At 52.4% G+C, this 16,581-nt stretch carries 18 protein-coding genes; 7 read left to right on the top strand and 11 right to left on the bottom strand.

From position 1 onward, the window contains the following. Positions 1-84 precede the first annotated feature (84 nt). Positions 85-2,202, bottom strand: a complete 2,118-nt coding sequence (locus VGS11_12390; GenBank protein HEV2120886.1) for a PKD domain-containing protein — start codon at positions 2,200-2,202, stop codon at positions 85-87. A 169-nt stretch (positions 2,203-2,371) separates the two neighbouring features. After that, positions 2,372-2,626 carry a hypothetical protein gene (locus VGS11_12385; GenBank protein ID HEV2120885.1) on the bottom strand — a complete coding sequence of 85 codons (255 nt, stop codon included), beginning with the start codon at positions 2,624-2,626 and terminating at the stop codon, positions 2,372-2,374. A 98-nt stretch (positions 2,627-2,724) separates the two neighbouring features. Between VGS11_12385 and VGS11_12380 the strand changes: the two genes are divergently transcribed. The 4 genes from VGS11_12380 (at position 2,725) to VGS11_12365 (ending at position 4,417) form a co-directional block, all read left to right on the top strand. Beyond that, a complete protein-coding gene (locus tag VGS11_12380; protein HEV2120884.1) occupies positions 2,725-3,396 on the top strand; it encodes a hypothetical protein in 672 nt (223 codons plus the stop codon). 185 nt (positions 3,397-3,581) lie between these two features. After that, a complete protein-coding gene (locus tag VGS11_12375) occupies positions 3,582-3,830 on the top strand; it encodes a hypothetical protein (GenBank protein ID HEV2120883.1) in 249 nt (82 codons plus the stop codon). A gap of 3 nt (positions 3,831-3,833) precedes the next feature. Further along, positions 3,834-4,112: a hypothetical protein gene (locus VGS11_12370; protein ID HEV2120882.1), complete on the top strand. Its 279-nt coding sequence runs from the start codon at positions 3,834-3,836 to the stop codon at positions 4,110-4,112. Positions 4,113-4,129: 17 nt separating this feature from the next. Further along, on the top strand, positions 4,130-4,417 hold the full coding sequence (locus VGS11_12365; GenBank protein ID HEV2120881.1) for a hypothetical protein: 288 nt from the start codon (positions 4,130-4,132) through the stop codon (positions 4,415-4,417). A 157-nt stretch (positions 4,418-4,574) separates the two neighbouring features. Here VGS11_12365 and VGS11_12360 read toward each other — a convergent pair whose 3' ends face one another. Continuing rightward, positions 4,575-5,219 carry a hypothetical protein gene (locus VGS11_12360; GenBank protein ID HEV2120880.1) on the bottom strand — a complete coding sequence of 215 codons (645 nt, stop codon included), beginning with the start codon at positions 5,217-5,219 and terminating at the stop codon, positions 4,575-4,577. 36 nt (positions 5,220-5,255) lie between these two features. Here VGS11_12360 and VGS11_12355 point away from each other — a divergent pair, with 36 nt between their 5' ends. Next, positions 5,256-7,580, top strand: coding sequence for a hypothetical protein (locus VGS11_12355; protein HEV2120879.1), 2,325 nt, complete (start codon positions 5,256-5,258; stop codon positions 7,578-7,580). Between the two features lie 75 nt (positions 7,581-7,655). Here the strand turns inward: VGS11_12355 and VGS11_12350 are convergent, their stop codons facing one another. After that, positions 7,656-8,204 (bottom strand): hypothetical protein, encoded by a 549-nt coding sequence (locus VGS11_12350; protein HEV2120878.1) that lies wholly within the window; start codon positions 8,202-8,204, stop codon positions 7,656-7,658. A 59-nt stretch (positions 8,205-8,263) separates the two neighbouring features. Between VGS11_12350 and VGS11_12345 the strand changes: the two genes are divergently transcribed. Beyond that, entirely contained in the window at positions 8,264-8,434 is a 171-nt protein-coding gene (locus VGS11_12345) for a hypothetical protein (protein ID HEV2120877.1), read from the top strand. 114 nt (positions 8,435-8,548) lie between these two features. Here the strand turns inward: VGS11_12345 and VGS11_12340 are convergent, their stop codons facing one another. Beyond that, positions 8,549-8,923, bottom strand: a complete 375-nt coding sequence (locus VGS11_12340; protein ID HEV2120876.1) for a cupin domain-containing protein — start codon at positions 8,921-8,923, stop codon at positions 8,549-8,551. Between the two features lie 80 nt (positions 8,924-9,003). Between VGS11_12340 and VGS11_12335 the strand changes: the two genes are divergently transcribed. Then, positions 9,004-10,140 (top strand): CoA transferase, encoded by a 1,137-nt coding sequence (locus VGS11_12335; GenBank protein HEV2120875.1) that lies wholly within the window; start codon positions 9,004-9,006, stop codon positions 10,138-10,140. Between the two features lie 166 nt (positions 10,141-10,306). Here VGS11_12335 and VGS11_12330 read toward each other — a convergent pair whose 3' ends face one another. The 6 genes from VGS11_12330 to VGS11_12305 form a co-directional block, all read right to left on the bottom strand. Continuing rightward, positions 10,307-10,921 (bottom strand): hypothetical protein, encoded by a 615-nt coding sequence (locus VGS11_12330; GenBank protein ID HEV2120874.1) that lies wholly within the window; start codon positions 10,919-10,921, stop codon positions 10,307-10,309. 92 nt (positions 10,922-11,013) lie between these two features. Further along, complete coding sequence (locus VGS11_12325) at positions 11,014-12,093, bottom strand: hypothetical protein (protein HEV2120873.1); 1,080 nt, start codon at positions 12,091-12,093, stop codon at positions 11,014-11,016. 101 nt (positions 12,094-12,194) lie between these two features. After that, positions 12,195-12,620: a UPF0146 family protein gene (locus VGS11_12320; protein HEV2120872.1), complete on the bottom strand. Its 426-nt coding sequence runs from the start codon at positions 12,618-12,620 to the stop codon at positions 12,195-12,197. A gap of 20 nt (positions 12,621-12,640) precedes the next feature. Then, the gene (gene ppsA / locus VGS11_12315; GenBank protein ID HEV2120871.1) at positions 12,641-15,028 is read right to left on the bottom strand and encodes a phosphoenolpyruvate synthase; all 2,388 of its coding nucleotides are present in this window, start codon (positions 15,026-15,028) and stop codon (positions 12,641-12,643) included. Positions 15,029-15,032: 4 nt separating this feature from the next. Then, positions 15,033-15,566 carry a 50S ribosomal protein L16 gene (locus tag VGS11_12310; GenBank protein HEV2120870.1) on the bottom strand — a complete coding sequence of 178 codons (534 nt, stop codon included), beginning with the start codon at positions 15,564-15,566 and terminating at the stop codon, positions 15,033-15,035. Positions 15,567-15,740: 174 nt separating this feature from the next. Then, positions 15,741-16,568: a carbon-nitrogen hydrolase family protein gene (locus VGS11_12305; protein HEV2120869.1), complete on the bottom strand. Its 828-nt coding sequence runs from the start codon at positions 16,566-16,568 to the stop codon at positions 15,741-15,743. Positions 16,569-16,581: the final 13 nt, after the last annotated feature.

Below are 16,581 nucleotides of genomic sequence, written 5' to 3'. Positions count from 1 at the left end.
TTGCACGCGTCTAATCTCTTCGGACCGCGTAGATTTGCAGCTTCATCGCTCCTGCCTTTGCAGTATCCACCTAGGATCGCGGGACTAGGGGCCAATAAGAGGAACGCTGACGGTGATGGTTTTCGATAGTGTAGCTGTCTGGCCGTTCGCATCCGACACGGTCAGCGTTACCGTGTAGGTTCCGGGGAGGAGATAGGAGTGGCTGACCGAGGCACCGGTGGCTGAGGATCCGTCGCCAAAGTCCCAACTAAAGGTGTAAGGTTGCGTCCCTCCAGAAGCGATTCCTGTAAACTGTACGAGTTCCAGCGCGGTGGGGTTTGACGAGGTGTAGGTGAAACTAGCGGTCAACGGCGTGGGCGGAGGAGGGGGAGGTGGCGGAGTGGTGACCGTGACTGATTGCTGAGAGGTGGCCGACTGTTGCGGCGACCCGCTGTCTCGGACGGTCAGGATGATTGTGAAAGTTCCCCCCGACGAGTAAGTGTTGGTTGGTGAAGGACCTGTTCCTGTCGAGCCGTCGCCGAAATCCCAGGCGTAAGAGTATGGCGTTGTGCCGCCTGATGTTGTGGCGATAAATGTTACTTGTTGTCCTGTTTGAGGCGAGGATGGACTGTAGGTGAAGCTCACTGTGAGAGTGGATGGCGGGGGAGGTGGTGGGGGTGGGCTGGTGACGGTCATGGTTTGTTGAGAAGACGCTGTCTGCTTGGGAGATCCGCTATCAGTTGCCTTGAGGACAATCGTGTATGATCCCGCAGTGGGATAAGTGTGTGTCGCGGTGGAGCCTGTCGAGGTTGATCCATCGCCGAAACTCCAGTTGAAGACGTAGGGAGCAGTTCCACCGCCGGCGGAACTCGTAAACGTGATCTGTTGGCCAGCAGTCGGTGATGGTGGATTGTAGTTGAAGCTAGTTGTCAGGGTAGAAGGTGGTGGAGGAGGAGGGCTGGATACTGTGACCAAGTGCTGTGAGTTTGCGGTTTGTTTCGGCGACCCATTGTCGTTCACAGTTAGGACTACGTTGAAGTTTCCTGTTGACTGGTAGGCGTGGGTTGCGGTATTTCCTGTCCCTGTTGAACCATCGCCAAAGGCCCAGGTGAAAGTGTATGGTTCAGTTCCACCTGTCGCCGAGCCTGTGAAAGTAACCTGTTGATTCACTTGTGGTGAGGATGGGCTATAGGTGAAACCCGTAGCTAGATTGCTCGGCGGTGGTGTGCTTGAGAAGAACTCTGTCATGGGAGTTGCGGAGACATCCTTAGATCCCAAGCTAGCCAGCTTCCAGTTGTCTTCGATCGTCCGTGTGAACGAGTAGTGGTCGTAGGACTTGTTCGTGACGAAATTGGCCTTGACTTCGTGGCCGGCCCAGACGGCGTAGACACAGTCTTTAGAGCTGCCGTCAAGGGGACAGTAGCCGTTTCCCTCGTCGAAGACGAGGAAAAGAGCAGAACGTTTTGTCTTGAATGTCTGGCTTCCGAGAATGTTGGGAACCAGACTGCTAAGGTAGTTGTCCCCCGTCGGAACTGAGGAAGCACATCCACTGGGATAGCCATGCATGTTGTTACAATTGTTCGGTGTGAGCCACATGAAGCTGGGCGCGGTGGCAGAGTTCAGATCATTGATCAACGCGCAGTCAGTCGCGGAGCAGCCGGTTGGATTTGCTAGGACAATTTTGGAACATCGTGCAGCGTTGGATGTGATATCTTTGAAGAAGACAAACGGATTATGTTCTGGGGTATATGGCTGATTGTAATTGAGATCGCAACCACTCGCCGCACCCTGGTTCTCCATGTAGCCCTTCCAGGGCAACCGCGCTGTTTCAAGACGGTCTACAAGGTTCAAGTGTGATGATGGTTGGCATGGATAGCTGACGCAACCGTAGGTTCCTCCCCCCAAAAGCGCGATATAATCTGCCTGGCTGAAGTGAGAAACTCCGATGTATTGGGTTCCTATCGAGTAGGTATTCGCTAGACCGGAAATGTAAGGGTCTCCATTTGAACTGGAACAAGGGGGTGGGTTTTGCGCACAAATCTCCATCATGCCATGATCCTCCATGACAACGATCACGACATGATCGAAGTAAGTGCCGCGCACGGTTGCAGCGGCGCCAACCTGATTGACCATTTGTGACACGCCAAATATTCCTATGGTTCCCGCTAGGACGATGAGTGTGACAGGGAGAATGCGAACAGCTATCATGTTCTTCGATAGCAATCTCTTGACGGGTCCCCAAGGTAACCCTCTCTGCCGATGTATTTGAGTGGTCAGTCCACAGAGTCCCAGAACTGATTACTTTCGAACACTTTAGGTAGATATGCGCAGAGTCTTCGCCGGTCTCGGTCGCGAGAAAAAGGTGGATTTTGGAGAGTCCGATGGCTCGAATCTAGAGGTTTTCGGGAAGGCTGAATGATATGAGGGTCTCGCTGGCTGTGATTCCATTGATGCTGGTTATTTTCTCAACAGACTTTTCCAGAGGCTCCTCAGAGCTCTCAGGTCTGAAAGCGGCCAGCATGTCGAACCTAGAATCCTGACGAAACTGCCCATGACGTAGACGATCGCGAAAACCGACACTGTATCCAACTATTGTTCCGATTACCCCTGTCCAGTCTGACAGGTAGATATTGAGTTCCGCGATCACAGTGTTTCATTGTGTTCAGATGCGTTCACCTATACACTTCGAGCTAATATGCTCCAATGAGCAAGGAGCTACTAAAGACAACCAAATCGTGGTCAGAATTGCGGATCTCACTTGTCATCCTAATTTTTATGGCCCTCGTCATCCCAATTTCACCGGCTCGTGTCGCAGGCCAAACGCTGAGCACAACGCAAGCGTCTCTAGTCGGATTCAATCTCTCTGTGACACCCAGCACGTTCAACATTCACAACGGCACTAGCGCAAACGGTGCCATCCTTGTAACCAGTCAGGGTCTAACCGGGCCAGTATCTCTCACCGCCTCAGTTTCCCCGAGCTCTGGGGTTCAAGCTATAGCGGACCCTTCGACGATTGCCGTATTGCCTGGAGGAAACGCGGCCTCCACTCTTGAGATAAACGCGACCTCTGCTCAGCTTGGGGAATACAAGATCAACGTAACTGGCTCCGCTCCGTTGGCAGCTTCGCAATCGCTTATCGTAACGGTCCAAGTGACAGGCGCACAAGGTCCGCCACAATCTCCGCCTTCTGGATCTCCTAATCCGCAAGGCCCGTCGGGTTCCAACAATAATCAACCATCGATGACCACGTCTGGTTCCAATCCAAAGGGCCCTTCGACGCCAAAGGGTCAGGGCTCGCAAACAGTCTTCGACCCTGTTGGGATCATAGTTGCGGGCAACGTGATTGCAGCAATCGGTACGATAGGCGCGATAGCCTCAATGTACAGGAAGAAGAACAATCCTAGAATTCGATTATGATTTGCGATAAGCTTCTGTGTCGAATACCATCTGAAGCTACAGGAAAAATATCCTGCGATTCCTGGCCACGTATTTGCGAAGAACCAACATTAGGAACTTAGACACGAGCTGGGTGTCCACACTGTGTTAAGTTGTAAACATCGTGGTTATATAGAAAAGTAGAGAAAGATAACGATTGATGGAGAATGGTTGCGACTCTCTCGAACAATGAAAACGGCCGTCTGAAAGACCTACTAGCCGACCTCATCGACTCTTCAGAAGCACTGGACGTTAGGGTCTGGCTTGACGGGGTGTACACTGATATCGGTGACGAACAAGTCCACGGAGACTGGATGAGTGATCGAGATGTCTATTTCAAAGTCGAGGGAAGAGTAGACAAGAAGAACGGATCAGACGCTAAGGCTGGGGTTGACCGACAATGGTCGGGTGCTTAATAGATGGCCAAGTTTATCCTATCTGTCGGAGACGGCACGTTCAAGGTCCTAGCCTCTGAAGCTAGGAGAAGAGACGTCACAGTGCAACAACTCCTCAGAGCAGTCATTGTCCCGGAATGGGTAAGCGGGAACCTTCAGACAAATCCGTCCTCGATGGCATCGCGGATGAACCTTCGTTCCCTAGAGCGCAGAGAAATCGCACCGGACATGATGCGCCAGTCAATCTATCCCGGTCAACGGGACCAAATATTTCAGACCCCCATTAACCGGCTACGACCCTGATTAGAAAGGCAACTAGGTTGGGAAGGGAGTCTGAACAGACCCAGAGTGAAAGGGCAGAAAAGACCTTGCTTGCCATAAAGGAGTTCAAGAGCTACTTGGAAGGTGTGGAGAGGGATCTTAGCCGCATGTCGAAGAAATTCTCGAATAAGGAAATTGCTCAAGGTGTCGGATTCGCGGCAACAGGAATCCATGAAGCTCTAACATATCTGGGCATAGTCCGGAAGGTCATCGAGAAAACCGAGCGCATCGTCGCCAAGAAGAGTATGATTTCGGACAATGATACTACGCCCCCAGGAAATTCATAACCTCAATAGAGTTTGCTCGCATAGCAACCACCATAGGAAAGATAGTTCGGACCCTGACGAGTTTTCCGCCTGGAGCCTTGTATCAGCCAACCTCAGCGAATCACGCAGGATGGATGAACGACTTCGTCAGAATGAAGCCGCGCTTCGCTGCCGGTAGTTAGGCGTGTCGGATCGGTCCTACGACCTCCTGCATGTTCTTTCCTGAAGAATCGGACAAGGTCATCTCAATTGATGGAGTCAATGAACAGAACGCCTTTAACAGGCTGAGGAAACGTTTGGGTTTGTTTCCTCTAAGGCCGCTGAGGAACGCGTGTGTTTCTCCGGATTTCATAGTGATCATGGTTAAGCCCGGTCGAGCCGTCACTTTGGAGATATCGGCTCTATTCAGCGCAATGTCAGAGGTCGCGTTCCTAAGTCCTTCAATCGAGGCAATGGTACTATGCTCGACTCTCTTTAATGCTTGTTTTGGACTCCAGTAGACGAGAAACACCAAGGCTACCACAGCCAAGCCCATCACAAACGGGAGTGGCAAAAGTTCCTGAGAGCCTGTCAGTCTCGCATAGGCAATGAGGCCGATGAGAGAGATAATCCAGATGAGGAAAAGCGCGTAGGCCGGGTAAAAAGACCTAGAGACTATTCTGTTGTATGAAACGCCTACTCGGCGTTTGTCAGTCAAGTAGATTCCGTAGCCTACAGGGCCACCAGTGCTAATGTAGTAGGCAGACTTGAAACTCCGAGTTCTTCGAGCCATCCCCGTGCTTGCAACTCCTCCGATGAAATGCTCCTCCTCGAACGGCATCATTGTCGAATCACCGAGAGCAAGAATTGGTGGCGTTTAATGCCATCGAAAGAGCGTCTCGTCGAACACGTACATTTCTTGCCGGCCGCGCACTATCCTCGACACACACACTCTTTCCGGAAACTGTTATATTCAAAACCGGTAGCCCCGGTGTTTTTCATGAAAAATAGTCGCGTACTACTCCTCCTCTTCGCCAGCTTTCTCCTACTCCTCCCAACCGCAGCAAGAGCACAATCAACCGTTTCAACTACGCTAACACCGGGAACAACCAGTCTCATCGGCACTGTGGATGTGAGCAGTCTCCAGCAGACAGGACAGTCAACAACAAACACTAACCAATCGCCCTTGCACTCGCAGGGCCTCCAAGCCTACGATCAAGCCAAGACACAGGCCGAACAGACAGGATACGTCCCAACAGGTGAAGCCGCAAAGACAGTTGCAACCGCACCGAGCACTCCCACACCACAGACCGTGACCGTGGGTCTCATCCTCGAGGGAGCTCCAGGCGGATCACCGAATCCCTGTGGCTGTTCGCCTCCCGACGTGATCGTCGGCGCAGGGCCAAACCATGTTTTCGAAATGGTCAACCTCGCCGGCATAATCTACACAAAAACTGGAGCTGTTGCCAAGGCGACTTTCGGACTGGACAGCTTCTTCGGCCTCCCCGCCTCGTCAATGTCTGACCCGCAAGTCTCTTATGACTCGAGTAGCGGCAGATGGTTCGCATCGATCATTGACATTCCTAACGCTCGAGTCGTCTTCGCCGTCTCGACAAGCAATGACCCCACAGGGACCTTCAACCTGTACTCTGTCTCTGACTCGGGTCATCTTCCTGACCAGCCTGTCACAGGAACCAACGATGACAAGTACGTAATCTCGGTGAACGACTTCAACTCTGCCGGCACCTCATACGTTGGTGTCCACTACTGGGCCGTGAACAAGTCAGAGCTCGTAGCCGGAGCCACTACCATCCACTTTGCAACAAATACCCCGGACCCGAACATGTTCTCACTGCACCCCGCACAACACCTCTCCTCCTCCACCACCTTCTACATGGTAACCGACTGCACTGGATCATGTGTGCCCGACCCAGCTAGCACTACAACCACCGAGACCGTAGTATCACTCACAGGTCTACCTCCCGCAACCGTAACAGTCAGCACCAGCAGCTTCTCAATCGCGACCAGCGTGATTGGACCGAACGCTGCACAGCCAGGCACCAGTACGACACTGACCACGAACGATAACCGTGTCGAGAGCGTTGTCTGGGAATCAAACAGCCTATGGGCCTCATGGAACGACGCGTGCGTTCCCAGCGGCGACTCATCAACCAGAACCTGTCTACGCCTCGTCCAGGCCACAACCTCTGGCGCAACAGCAACGAAGGCTCAGGATTTCGATTTCTCAGCCAGCGGCCAGTACTACTTCTACCCCGCCGTCTCAAGCTACCAAGGACAGCTAGTCGTCTCCTTCGGCAGATCATCCAGCAGCATCTTTCCATCAGCCATGGCCACCGGACGCGCCTCTAGCGACCCCCTCAACACGTTACAAGCCCCCGCCGTAGTCAGAGCAGGCACAACCGCTGACACCAGCACACGTTACGGCGATTATTTCGGCGCGGCCACAGACCCGACCCCGACCTCGTCCTCAACCTTCTGGGTCGCAGGCGAATACCGTAAATCCACCACCTTCCAAGACTGGAACACAGTCATCGGACAGGTCGCCTCGTTCAGCACATCAACAACCTTCGACTATAGCGTCAGCCTCAACCCGTCAAGCGGATCCGTCGTCCAGGGATCAGGCACCACCTCAACCGTAACAGTCGGTCTCGTCAGTGGAACCAGTCAAACAGTCTCACTCACCACAAGCATCAGTCCAACAGCAACCGGCCTTACCGCCAGTGTGAATCCGACAAGCGGAACCCCCACCTACACCAGCACCTTGACGATCTCAACCGCGACGAATACTCCGACAGGAACTTACACAATAGCAGTCACAGGTACAAGCGGGTCATTGTCGCACAGCGCAACCTACAGTCTCACAGTCATCGGACCGGTAACCGGGGATTTCAGCATCAGCGCATCACCCTCCAGCCTGACAATACACCGGACAGGTTCTGGGTCAACGACAGTCACAATAACATCGCTGAACGGCTTCACTGGCACAGTCTCACTCTCAACCGGCTCGCTACCAGCAGGTGTTTCGGCAAGCTTCAACCCGACGAGCGTAACAGGAAGCGGAACCTCCACGCTGACCTTCACTAGCAGCGGCGCATCTAGAGGAACATTCACCATCACCATAACAGGAACAAGCGGCAGCCTCACGCACTCGACAACAATAACACTAACAATAACCAAACACTAGAACGACGATTCCCTAACTTCCCATTCTTTCTTTTTCATAGCAGACAGGTCCTCCCTCTGTCTTGTCCCTCGTCTCCTAAGAGACCGGCGTCCATCGAAATGAAGACTCGTCGAAAACATACACCCTGTCTTTCCCAACCCCACGAAAATCCTGCCACCTATCCGTCTTCTTATCGTAGGTAGTTTCCACTCGTTCCATCGACTCGACCATCGTATCGGGACGCATCATCAGCCCGACAACGCCAGTCAGATGGGATAACTGGTCCAGTGCCGAGCCCAGTTGCTCATCGCCCAGAAGTCCCATAGAAAAAACGAGACGCGTTTTTTGATCGTCAAAGGTCAGGCTGAACGCTGCACCCAGCCGACCCCGCCGGTATCTAATCTGCTTGAACAGTTCCTTGAGACCGCGCCAGTCCTCCTGAAGGATGCCGGTGAAGAAGCTCCGGTCGTAAGGATGATGGAAGATGAGGTTGACCCGGGTCCCGATGGCCTCATCAAGAATTTCAGAGTAGGAAGGCTGTTCTAGCTGGAAGTGTTTCTTGAGAAGCTTGTACAATGCCTCATGCTCAAACGGTGACAACTCACCCTCGACAAGGATCTCCGCCACGGGTTTGCCAGCAACCAAAACGGGATTCGGAAAAACGTTCGACACAACTGAGCATTGTATCAGAGAGGAAGAAGAACTTGTCTCAGAGACTACCTATGGCGGCTGCAGGGTTTGCGCTCCACAAGCTCCACATGTCCCTTACGATCCTTCGAAAAAACAAGAACACAACCACAACCAATCTTCTCACTCCAACTGACGATCTTAGGTTTGCTCAAAGACCCGACGGAGGGAAGCTAGTCAGTGTCTAATGTAAGCGGAGCTGTCCAGGGGGTCTGAGATGGCGGTACTTCCAGAGAGTTCAGTCAGGGACTTTCCAAGCTCGCTATTGTCTTGGTTATCCTTGGATGGACTGGTGGATGCTCTCACACAGATGGGTCTGGCACATTGACCACTGCCGGTCCTTTGCCTAGAAGAATGTTCACCACGATCGCTTCCATGGTCTGATCCGGATTCACATCCCTATGGACCAGCCCAACGGGGATATGGAAAAAGTCGCCAGGGCTAACCTCGATCGACTCTATCTTGGCCGTGACACAATCGAATCGGAGCCTTCCAGACACGATGTATCCGTAGAGGTGGCGTGTTCCATGATGATGCCAACCGGACAGGGTCCCAGTTGCTATCTTTGACTGGCCGAGCAAGACCTCTTCAGATTCGAACGCCCTGTCTCTAAGGATCCCCTTTGTAGAGTCTCCCGTCCGCAGCTTACCACGACGAACGACTTCTATGCCAGTCACAACTCACTAGTTAGACGAATCTATTTCCACCTTTCCCCAGTCCAAACTCATAACTGCGTCACAATACTCTCCCCCAGAACATGGGTCTTCCCTTAGAGGGTCTTCGAGTAATCGATCTGACCCAGGATTTTGCGGGTCCCTTCTGCACCATGATGCTCTCGGATCTCGGAGCGGAAGTAGTCAAGATAGAGAAGCCTGACGGTGGGGACGAGACCCGTTCCTGGGGACCTCCCTGGATCAACGGGACAAGCTACTATTTCCAAGCGCTCAACCGCGGAAAGAAATCGGTTGTTCTAGACCTCAAGAAGCCTGAGGACCAAAAAAAAGTCAGAAAACTAGTTGTTGACGCGGATATTTTTGTTGAGAGCTCACAACCAGGAAGAATGGCACGGTTCAACCTCGACTATGCAAGGTTACGGAGAATAAACAACGCGCTGGTCTACGCCTCTATCTCTAGCTTCGGCCAGACAGGACCCTACCGCGACCGACTAGGTTATGATCTCATCGCGTTCGCGATGAGTGGAATCATGGCTTCAACCGGGGAACAGGGACGACCGCCAATCAGGATGAGCGTTCCTGTTGCCGACCTCGCTGCAGGACACTACACCTCCACCGCAATACTAGCCGCGCTCTCCAGAAGACTAGTAACGGGAAGAGGAGATTACATCGACCTCTCACTGCACGACTCTATCGTATCATGGCTCACTTACCAGGCCAACTACTACTTCGCCACAGGCAAAGAACCCCGACGCCTAGGCTCCGCCCACCCAAGCATCGTCCCATACCAGGCATTCAGATGCAAAGACAAAGAGATGGTCCTAGCGATAGGAAACGACCACCAGTGGACCAATTTCTGCCACGCCACCGGTCAGGAGAAGTTGATCGCGGATAGAAGATTCTCCACCAACCCGGCGAGAGTCAAGAACAGACATCTCCTAATTCCTGTCTTACAGCGAATGTTTCGCCGCAAAGATGCCAAGGAATGGCAGATGATCCTTGATCAAGTTAAGGTCCCGGCTACACCAGCCTTCAGCATTCGTGACCTAGTGCACGATGCCCACGCTCGCTATCGAAAAATGATTGTTAAGTCGGAAGGAGACATTCCACGTCTAGGGTCCCCAATAAGATTCCGCAAGACAAAACCAAAGAAGACAACACCAGCCCCACGACTGGGACAACACACCAAAGAGATTATGGCCAAAGGTTGGCCGAATTGAAAATCCCCCTAAGATTTAGTGCTCACTACTCGAACCATTGAGGGAGCTTTACGATCAGAACCTCTTTGAATACGGATTCGAGTTCGAACTTTCTTCTCGCTATTTGTTGCCAATCGTTCGGATTGAGACCGGGATCGGCAATTGGAGGCAGATGTTTCGCAGTTCTTTAGGAGATTGTTTGCCATCCCGGGCTTTGATTCGTTCTGAGGTCAGCGCTTGCGAATTGGACGCTGGTGCTCGAGAGATTAGCTAGGTTCTCCATAATTGAGAGAATCTCAATCCCAGTTGTGTTGGGTCCCTTGCCGTACCAATCTAGTTCCCGAAGTCGTCTGCGCCTGTGAAATTTGATTTGCTCTGTATGAGCTCCGGATGTATGTGCTGGAAAATATGAGGGAAGGGCTATGTTGACAGCGAAGTCGTCAAGGATGGGCGGATTTGAATTGGCTTCATCGAAGAGAAGATCCAGCTTCTCTTTTGTAGGGCCAACCGGGATTCCAGTCTCGTTCGCAATTACCATAGCCGCAACCTTTTCACCAGAGCCTGTTAGGCTGCAACGATCTGAATTCTTTACACGCTCGATGCGTACGAGGAGTAGGTCTTCGAGATGCTGAAGATGATTTGTGAGTGTTCTAGGGTGGAACCGGGACTCCCCAGGCCCGTTGACTATTACAGGTGGCACTGGCCGCTTTGAGCATGCTTCACGCATAGGGTCTGTGAACATTTCTGCCACTATGAGCTCAATGATATCAGGAACCTTCACAGCCACCACGACCGGAACCATAACTTACTGATGCTGAACCCAAGGGGTCAAGCATCAACTCTCTTTTTTTGTTGTCTCGCTAGGTCGGATATCCTGTCGGGAATTTGGTCAGGCTAGGCCAGTGGGCTTCCGTCGCCAAATTTTGGCAGAGTCTGCATCAGCGAATAATGCTGTGTGAAGGTCCATGATTTCCATTTTCTCCACATCTTCTTGGAGAAGAGAACAACCAGTAGATCGTTCAAGAGGATGAGGGGGAAGGATGCGCTTGCTGCGACTCCGAAGATGATAATCGGAGAGATAAGTCCGAAAGCGAATGCAACTTTGTGGGGCTGGTTGAGCTGTGTTCCCATAGACCTGAAGACAAGCCGAAGAACCCAGAGTGAGACGACAATATCGAAAACAATAACGATCGGTGGAAAAAGGTTGGCGCCTGCTGCAAAACCTCCTGCAAGGAGCCAGATAGGAAAGAACGCGGCTCCGAGTAGAAAGAAGGATCGAGGCCTCCACCTAGGCTCTGCTCTAACAGACCTAAGAAAGTCAAGGGGCAATTTCTTCGCAGCAACAACTAGCAGTGTGACCACGATGCTTGAAAATATCAGTAGACCCCATATCTCGGCGGGCCAATAGTTTACGAGTAACGACAGGAGAACAGAATCGGCGGCCAATGTGAGGATGCTGATTCGCATTCCCTTTGTCGAAACGAGACTCTTTGACTTCAGATCTGGAAAGGCCAGTCCGAAGATGAAGATCGGTAGGCCGATGCTGAAAACCGAGTGAAAAATTACCAGTCCAACGGTCCAGACCCAGTTCACTCCGAGCCAGTGCCCGTAGACACCGAGATTTCCTACGACCGAGGACGTAGGGTTGAACAGTGTTCGAAGTGCCAGTCCTTCTTCTACGATTCCGTAGGCGGCTCCCATGAGGAAGACCGACGCCCAGCCCTTGTTCCATCGAATCTTAGCTTCGCGGATCAGAATAACGCCTGGCCCATACAGGGCAAGATTCGCAGCGAGAAATAGGAAGAACACTGGAGGATTCAGAATCAGAAAGGCCATGTTGCTTGACCCTGAAAGATACTCTGGAATTCCAGGTGTTAGAATGAGCAAGCAAAGTAGTGGATGTGCCTTCAGGTAACTGATTATCCGGGCGACCCGTCCCTTTCTTTCGGCAGTTGATGGGGAGACCATGCTCAAGCGAAACTTCTCGGCGCAGGTGAGATGAAGGGTCTTCGGTATTAGCCGTCTAATACCGGGGAGAGCGTGTTTGCGTTACTAGTCAGAATGCCTCTTTGTGATCATGAGCGCTTGTCGAGAAACCAGCCGACCATTCTCCCCTGAATGATGAGTTCTCGCCACATAGCCCGTTGAAACTCGTGTCGTTCATCGCTTATCGGAACGATCAGGAGATCTGCACCGACTCCATTCGCCAACCTCTCCAGGGCAGGGAAGATCTCCACGGGTGGGTGCAAACTGTAGACGAGGGAGGCGCCCTGGTACAGGTTGAGGCGAGGAAACATCACATCATCAGAGATACCTCTGATTCGGCCACCTTTCCTTGTGCGGACCCACGACTCGTCCTTGTCGGTCACAAGAATTTCTGTTCGAGGAAGAGCTTCGGCTATCTGTTCCGCCACATCTATCCTGTGGCCTACCCCAACCTCGATAATTTTTCTGGCGTCGCTATAGTTCTGTTTGATCCAGTCTACGAGCTGCTCGAACAAAATTCTAGGTGAATTCCGGATCACTTTGGCCAGCGGGGCTGCATTGCTCCCTGGTCTCCGTTGGCCTGACGCATTTTTCTCATCCCTTCAAGCATCAATTTCTGTTCGATGGCCGCTACCAGCAGTTTCGTCTCGATAACCTTGTCAGGGTTGACACTCATGCTGACGGCACCTTCTCGGACCAAGAACTCAACAACCTCCGGATAGTTTGAGGGGGCTTGACCGCATATTGATGTTGTCACGCCCTTTTCATTGCAAATCCTGATGACATGACTCATAGCCCGCAGCACTGCGAGATTGCGCTCATCGTAAATCTCCTGTATCGAAGCATCATCCCGATCAATGCCAAGAATCAGCATCGTCAAGTCGTTGGTTCCGAAAGAAATGCCGTCAATTCCTTCGTCGACAAATTTGTCAATCAACAACACTGTAGCAGGGACTTCTACCATTATCCAGAGCTTGAAGTCGGGGCCTCTCTTCAATCCCTCTTCCTCGAGGATCTTCTTCGCGTTCTTGAAATCCTCTAACGTCCGGACGAAGGGTAGCATCACGTGGACGTTGGTGAGCTTGTACTCCTCTCTGACTTTTCTTATAGCTTGACACTCTAATCGGAAAATGTCGGGCTCTTTGGTGTATCGGAAGCAGCCACGGTATCCTAGCAACGGGTTGGGTCCGACGTGTCCAGCTTCGTGTTCGTATTTTTCGCCGCCTGGAAGTCCGAGAAACTCGTCGGGCTTGAAGTCTAGGCATCTGTATACGACGGGTCTTGGAGCGAAGGGGGTCGCGACTCTTCTGACGCCCTCTGCGAAAGCATCAACCATCTTCTTGGCGCCTCCCTCTTCTATTAGTAAGCGGGGATGTTTTCCGACGGAGAGCATCATATGCTCTGCTCGCAAGAGACCTACACCATCTGCGTGCGTCTCCCGTTCGACCTTTTCGGCGAGTTCTGGGAGTGAGATGTTTACGTAGATCTTTGTCGCGGTTATTGGGATAACAGTGGGAATCTCGTGTTGGGGTTGCGTTGCCCTGAGAATTTCTTCGACTAGACCATTGTATACGACTCCTGATTTCGCGTCAACAGTGTATTCTTGTCCCGTCTGCATCAGTTTCGTCGCGTTCCTTGCTCCTACGATGCATGGGATACCCATCTCCCGTGAGACAATGGCGGCATGACATGTTGTCCCCCCGTCTTCCGTGACGATTGCGCCTGCGATTTTCATGTAGGGAACCCAGTCGGGGTTCGTCATTCGAGTGACGAGAATGTCCTTGTTTTTCATTAGGCGTCCCGCTTCAACGGTGGTCGGGACGATCTTGGCTCTTCCCGCGTGCAATCCTGGGCTCGCGGGGAGACCGTGCACGACTGCAACCCTGTGAACGATGTGCGAATCGGTTTCGTCTGTTGGACTCTTCATTTTGCTCCAGAACGTCTCAGGCCTGGTCTGGACAATGTAGAGTGAGCGTCCGGCAGACCCTTGCTCGACTGCAAACTCGACGTCCTGTGCGCTTCGGTAGTGATCCTCAATGTCCACAGCGGTCTTTGCAATTTCAATAACTTCCTCGTCGGTTAGGCTTGAGACGTTACGGCGCTCTATAGGAACCTCGCTTTGCATCGTCAGCCCAGTCTTTTCGTTTGGAACATGTTCGATCATTTTTGGGACGATCTCCTTGTGGATTAGCTGCATTGTGCCCTTGTCGACGATGAATCTGTCAGGGCGGACGATTCCGGCGACTAGAGCCTCTCCGAGTCCCCATGTTGATTCGATAACGATCTTCGATGGGTCGCCGTTGATCGGGTCCAGGGTAAAGGCTACGCCTGAGGATTTTGACCTTACCATTTTCTGAACCCCGACGCTGATGAGGACCTTTTCGTGGGGGAAACCTTTCTCTTCCCGGTAGAATATCGCCCTGGGTGTGTAGAGGCTGCCCCAGCATTTCTGCACGTAGTGTACGAGTTGGTCCTCGCCCCGAACGTTGAGGTAAGTGTCCTGTTGCCCGGCGAACGATGCGTCGGGCAAATCCTCGCTTGTAGCGGAGGACCTGACGGCCACGGTTACATTTTTGTCACCTGTTTTCTCGCAGAGATCCCGGTAAGCGCTCCTGACCTTGCTCGCGATGTCCTGGGGCATGGGGGCGGATTCTAGAATCTTGCGAATTTCCTCGGACGCTTCCTCGTATTGTTTCGGGTCTTTGGAACCGTTGGAGCTTCCAAGGGTCTTGTGAATAATCTCGCCGATCTTCGTCTCCTCCAGAAATTGGCGGAACGCTTCAGCAGTGACAGCGAACCCGGGAGGAACATGCACTCCCTTGGCTGTTAGTTCCCCAAGGTTAGCGCATTTTCCACCTACTAGTGGAATGTCGTCTTTTCTTACGTCTTCAAGCCGGACAACTATGGCGTCAGGCCTGGGCAAAGAGTTAGGCTCCTGCTGGCATCTGGGGGGCGACTGGTTCTTCGACTATGATCCGGGTTTTCATCGGGAGTTTTGTTCCCGCGACTTCCATTGCTTTCTTGGCAGTTTCGACGCCATCCTCAGGAACGTAGATGATGAAGATGTCCTGGTCGTTTTCGACTCTGGCTGCTCGGCCGGTGGGTTTGCCGAAGGCTCGGCGCATTCCCTCCTGAAGCCTGTCGGCTCCGGCGGTGGCGATCATCTTGTTTTCTCGGAGGATAATGTGCGGGTACACGCAAAGCTGTAATCGATATCCTGTTTCTCCCCACCTGTCGGTTAGGATCTTGTTCGCGGATACACGGGCCGATTCTAGGGCGTTATGTCGGATCTGCACGTGTTCCTTGGAGACAAGATGGATCTTTCGAGCGAACTGGGTGGATAGGTCTCCCATGTTGAACTTGGAAACCTTAGGTGCGGGGGACCCGCGGATGTATTTCATCCGAGTGAAAGCCTGGCCCGATGGGGAACGATAGTTACGACCCTTCATCAGTAAATTCAATAGGGGCAATAGTTGAGGGTGCTAATGAGGGTTTTTACGATGTCGTAGGCTGAAAGGATGCCATGGATTGCGTTTTGTACCATTTTGTTCATGATTTATCGCGTGCGAAGCAGCTTCTTTTTGGCTAGTTCCTCAGGGAGGCGATCTCGCTCCCGCCCTTCACGAAGTCTGATTCTACGCTTCCCGGCTCTTGGTTCTTAGCTGGTCAAAAAGTGCTGGCTCAAGGTCCTTTATCGTTGGTATGAATGCCCTTGCTCGAGAAACTTCATCAAGGTCAACTTTGCAGATCTTAAACTCCTCCACATCATACTTACATTGGGCTAGAACTGAACCGCTAGGCGCTACAACCCGGCTTCCACCCCAAAATTGCAGGCCCTCTTCGACCCCAACCCGGTTAACATAGGCTAGATAGACGGCATTCTCCATAGCACGGCTCAGACAGAATCCCTCAAAAAATCTACGCCTCAACCCCGGACTTGCAGAGATACAGACAACTAGCTCTGCGCCTTGCAACGCCTGCAAGCGAGTCAGCTCGGGAAAGTAGAGATCGTAGCAGATGCTCAGAGCTATGGTTCCGATGTCGGTCTTGAAAACCGGTGCTTCTTGTCCCGGACGATAGTACCGACGTTCCTCGAAAACAGAGTGCGTTGGGAGATGGATTTTCCGATACCTCCCGATCAAACCCTTCGGACCAACGAACACTGCGGTGTTGTGGATTACTCCCTTGACCTCGCTCTCCTCAGGCATTCCGAAAATGACGTGGACACTGTGCTCCTTCGCGATGGCTTCGACCTTCCGAGTGCTAGGACCTGGAACGGCCTCTGCCCAATGGGACACCTCGTCCCGCATCGTGTAGCCCGTTAGGTGAAGCTCAGGAAAGATTAGCAGGTCAACGTTCTTTTTTCTAGCCTTAGATGCTTGTTCTGAGATCTGGTTGAGATTTCGCTCCTTGTTACCGACTCTGGGACCAGTTTGGGCTAGTAGGAGGCTTACCGGCTTCATCCACGCTCGCCTT

It is taken from the genome of Candidatus Bathyarchaeia archaeon (assembly GCA_035935655.1).
GTDB lineage: Archaea > Thermoproteota > Bathyarchaeia > 40CM-2-53-6 > 40CM-2-53-6 > 40CM-2-53-6.
The sequence above is the reverse complement of the archived record's forward strand: the minus strand, read 5'-3'. Positions and strand labels throughout refer to the sequence as shown.

What these genes read in the sequence shown, in the direction of transcription:
- VGS11_12360 (HEV2120880.1), bottom strand. Translation starts at nt 5,219, where the DNA reads ATGATGCCGTTCGAGGAGGAGCATTTCATCGGAGGAGTTGCAAGCACG.
- VGS11_12375 (HEV2120883.1), top strand. Translation starts at nt 3,582, where the DNA reads ATGGTTGCGACTCTCTCGAACAATGAAAACGGCCGTCTGAAAGACCTA.
- VGS11_12355 (HEV2120879.1), top strand. Translation starts at nt 5,256, where the DNA reads ATGCCATCGAAAGAGCGTCTCGTCGAACACGTACATTTCTTGCCGGCC.
- VGS11_12330 (HEV2120874.1), bottom strand. Translation starts at nt 10,921, where the DNA reads ATGGTTCCGGTCGTGGTGGCTGTGAAGGTTCCTGATATCATTGAGCTC.
- VGS11_12305 (HEV2120869.1), bottom strand. Translation starts at nt 16,568, where the DNA reads ATGAAGCCGGTAAGCCTCCTACTAGCCCAAACTGGTCCCAGAGTCGGT.
- VGS11_12370 (HEV2120882.1), top strand. Translation starts at nt 3,834, where the DNA reads ATGGCCAAGTTTATCCTATCTGTCGGAGACGGCACGTTCAAGGTCCTA.
- VGS11_12335 (HEV2120875.1), top strand. Translation starts at nt 9,004, where the DNA reads ATGGGTCTTCCCTTAGAGGGTCTTCGAGTAATCGATCTGACCCAGGAT.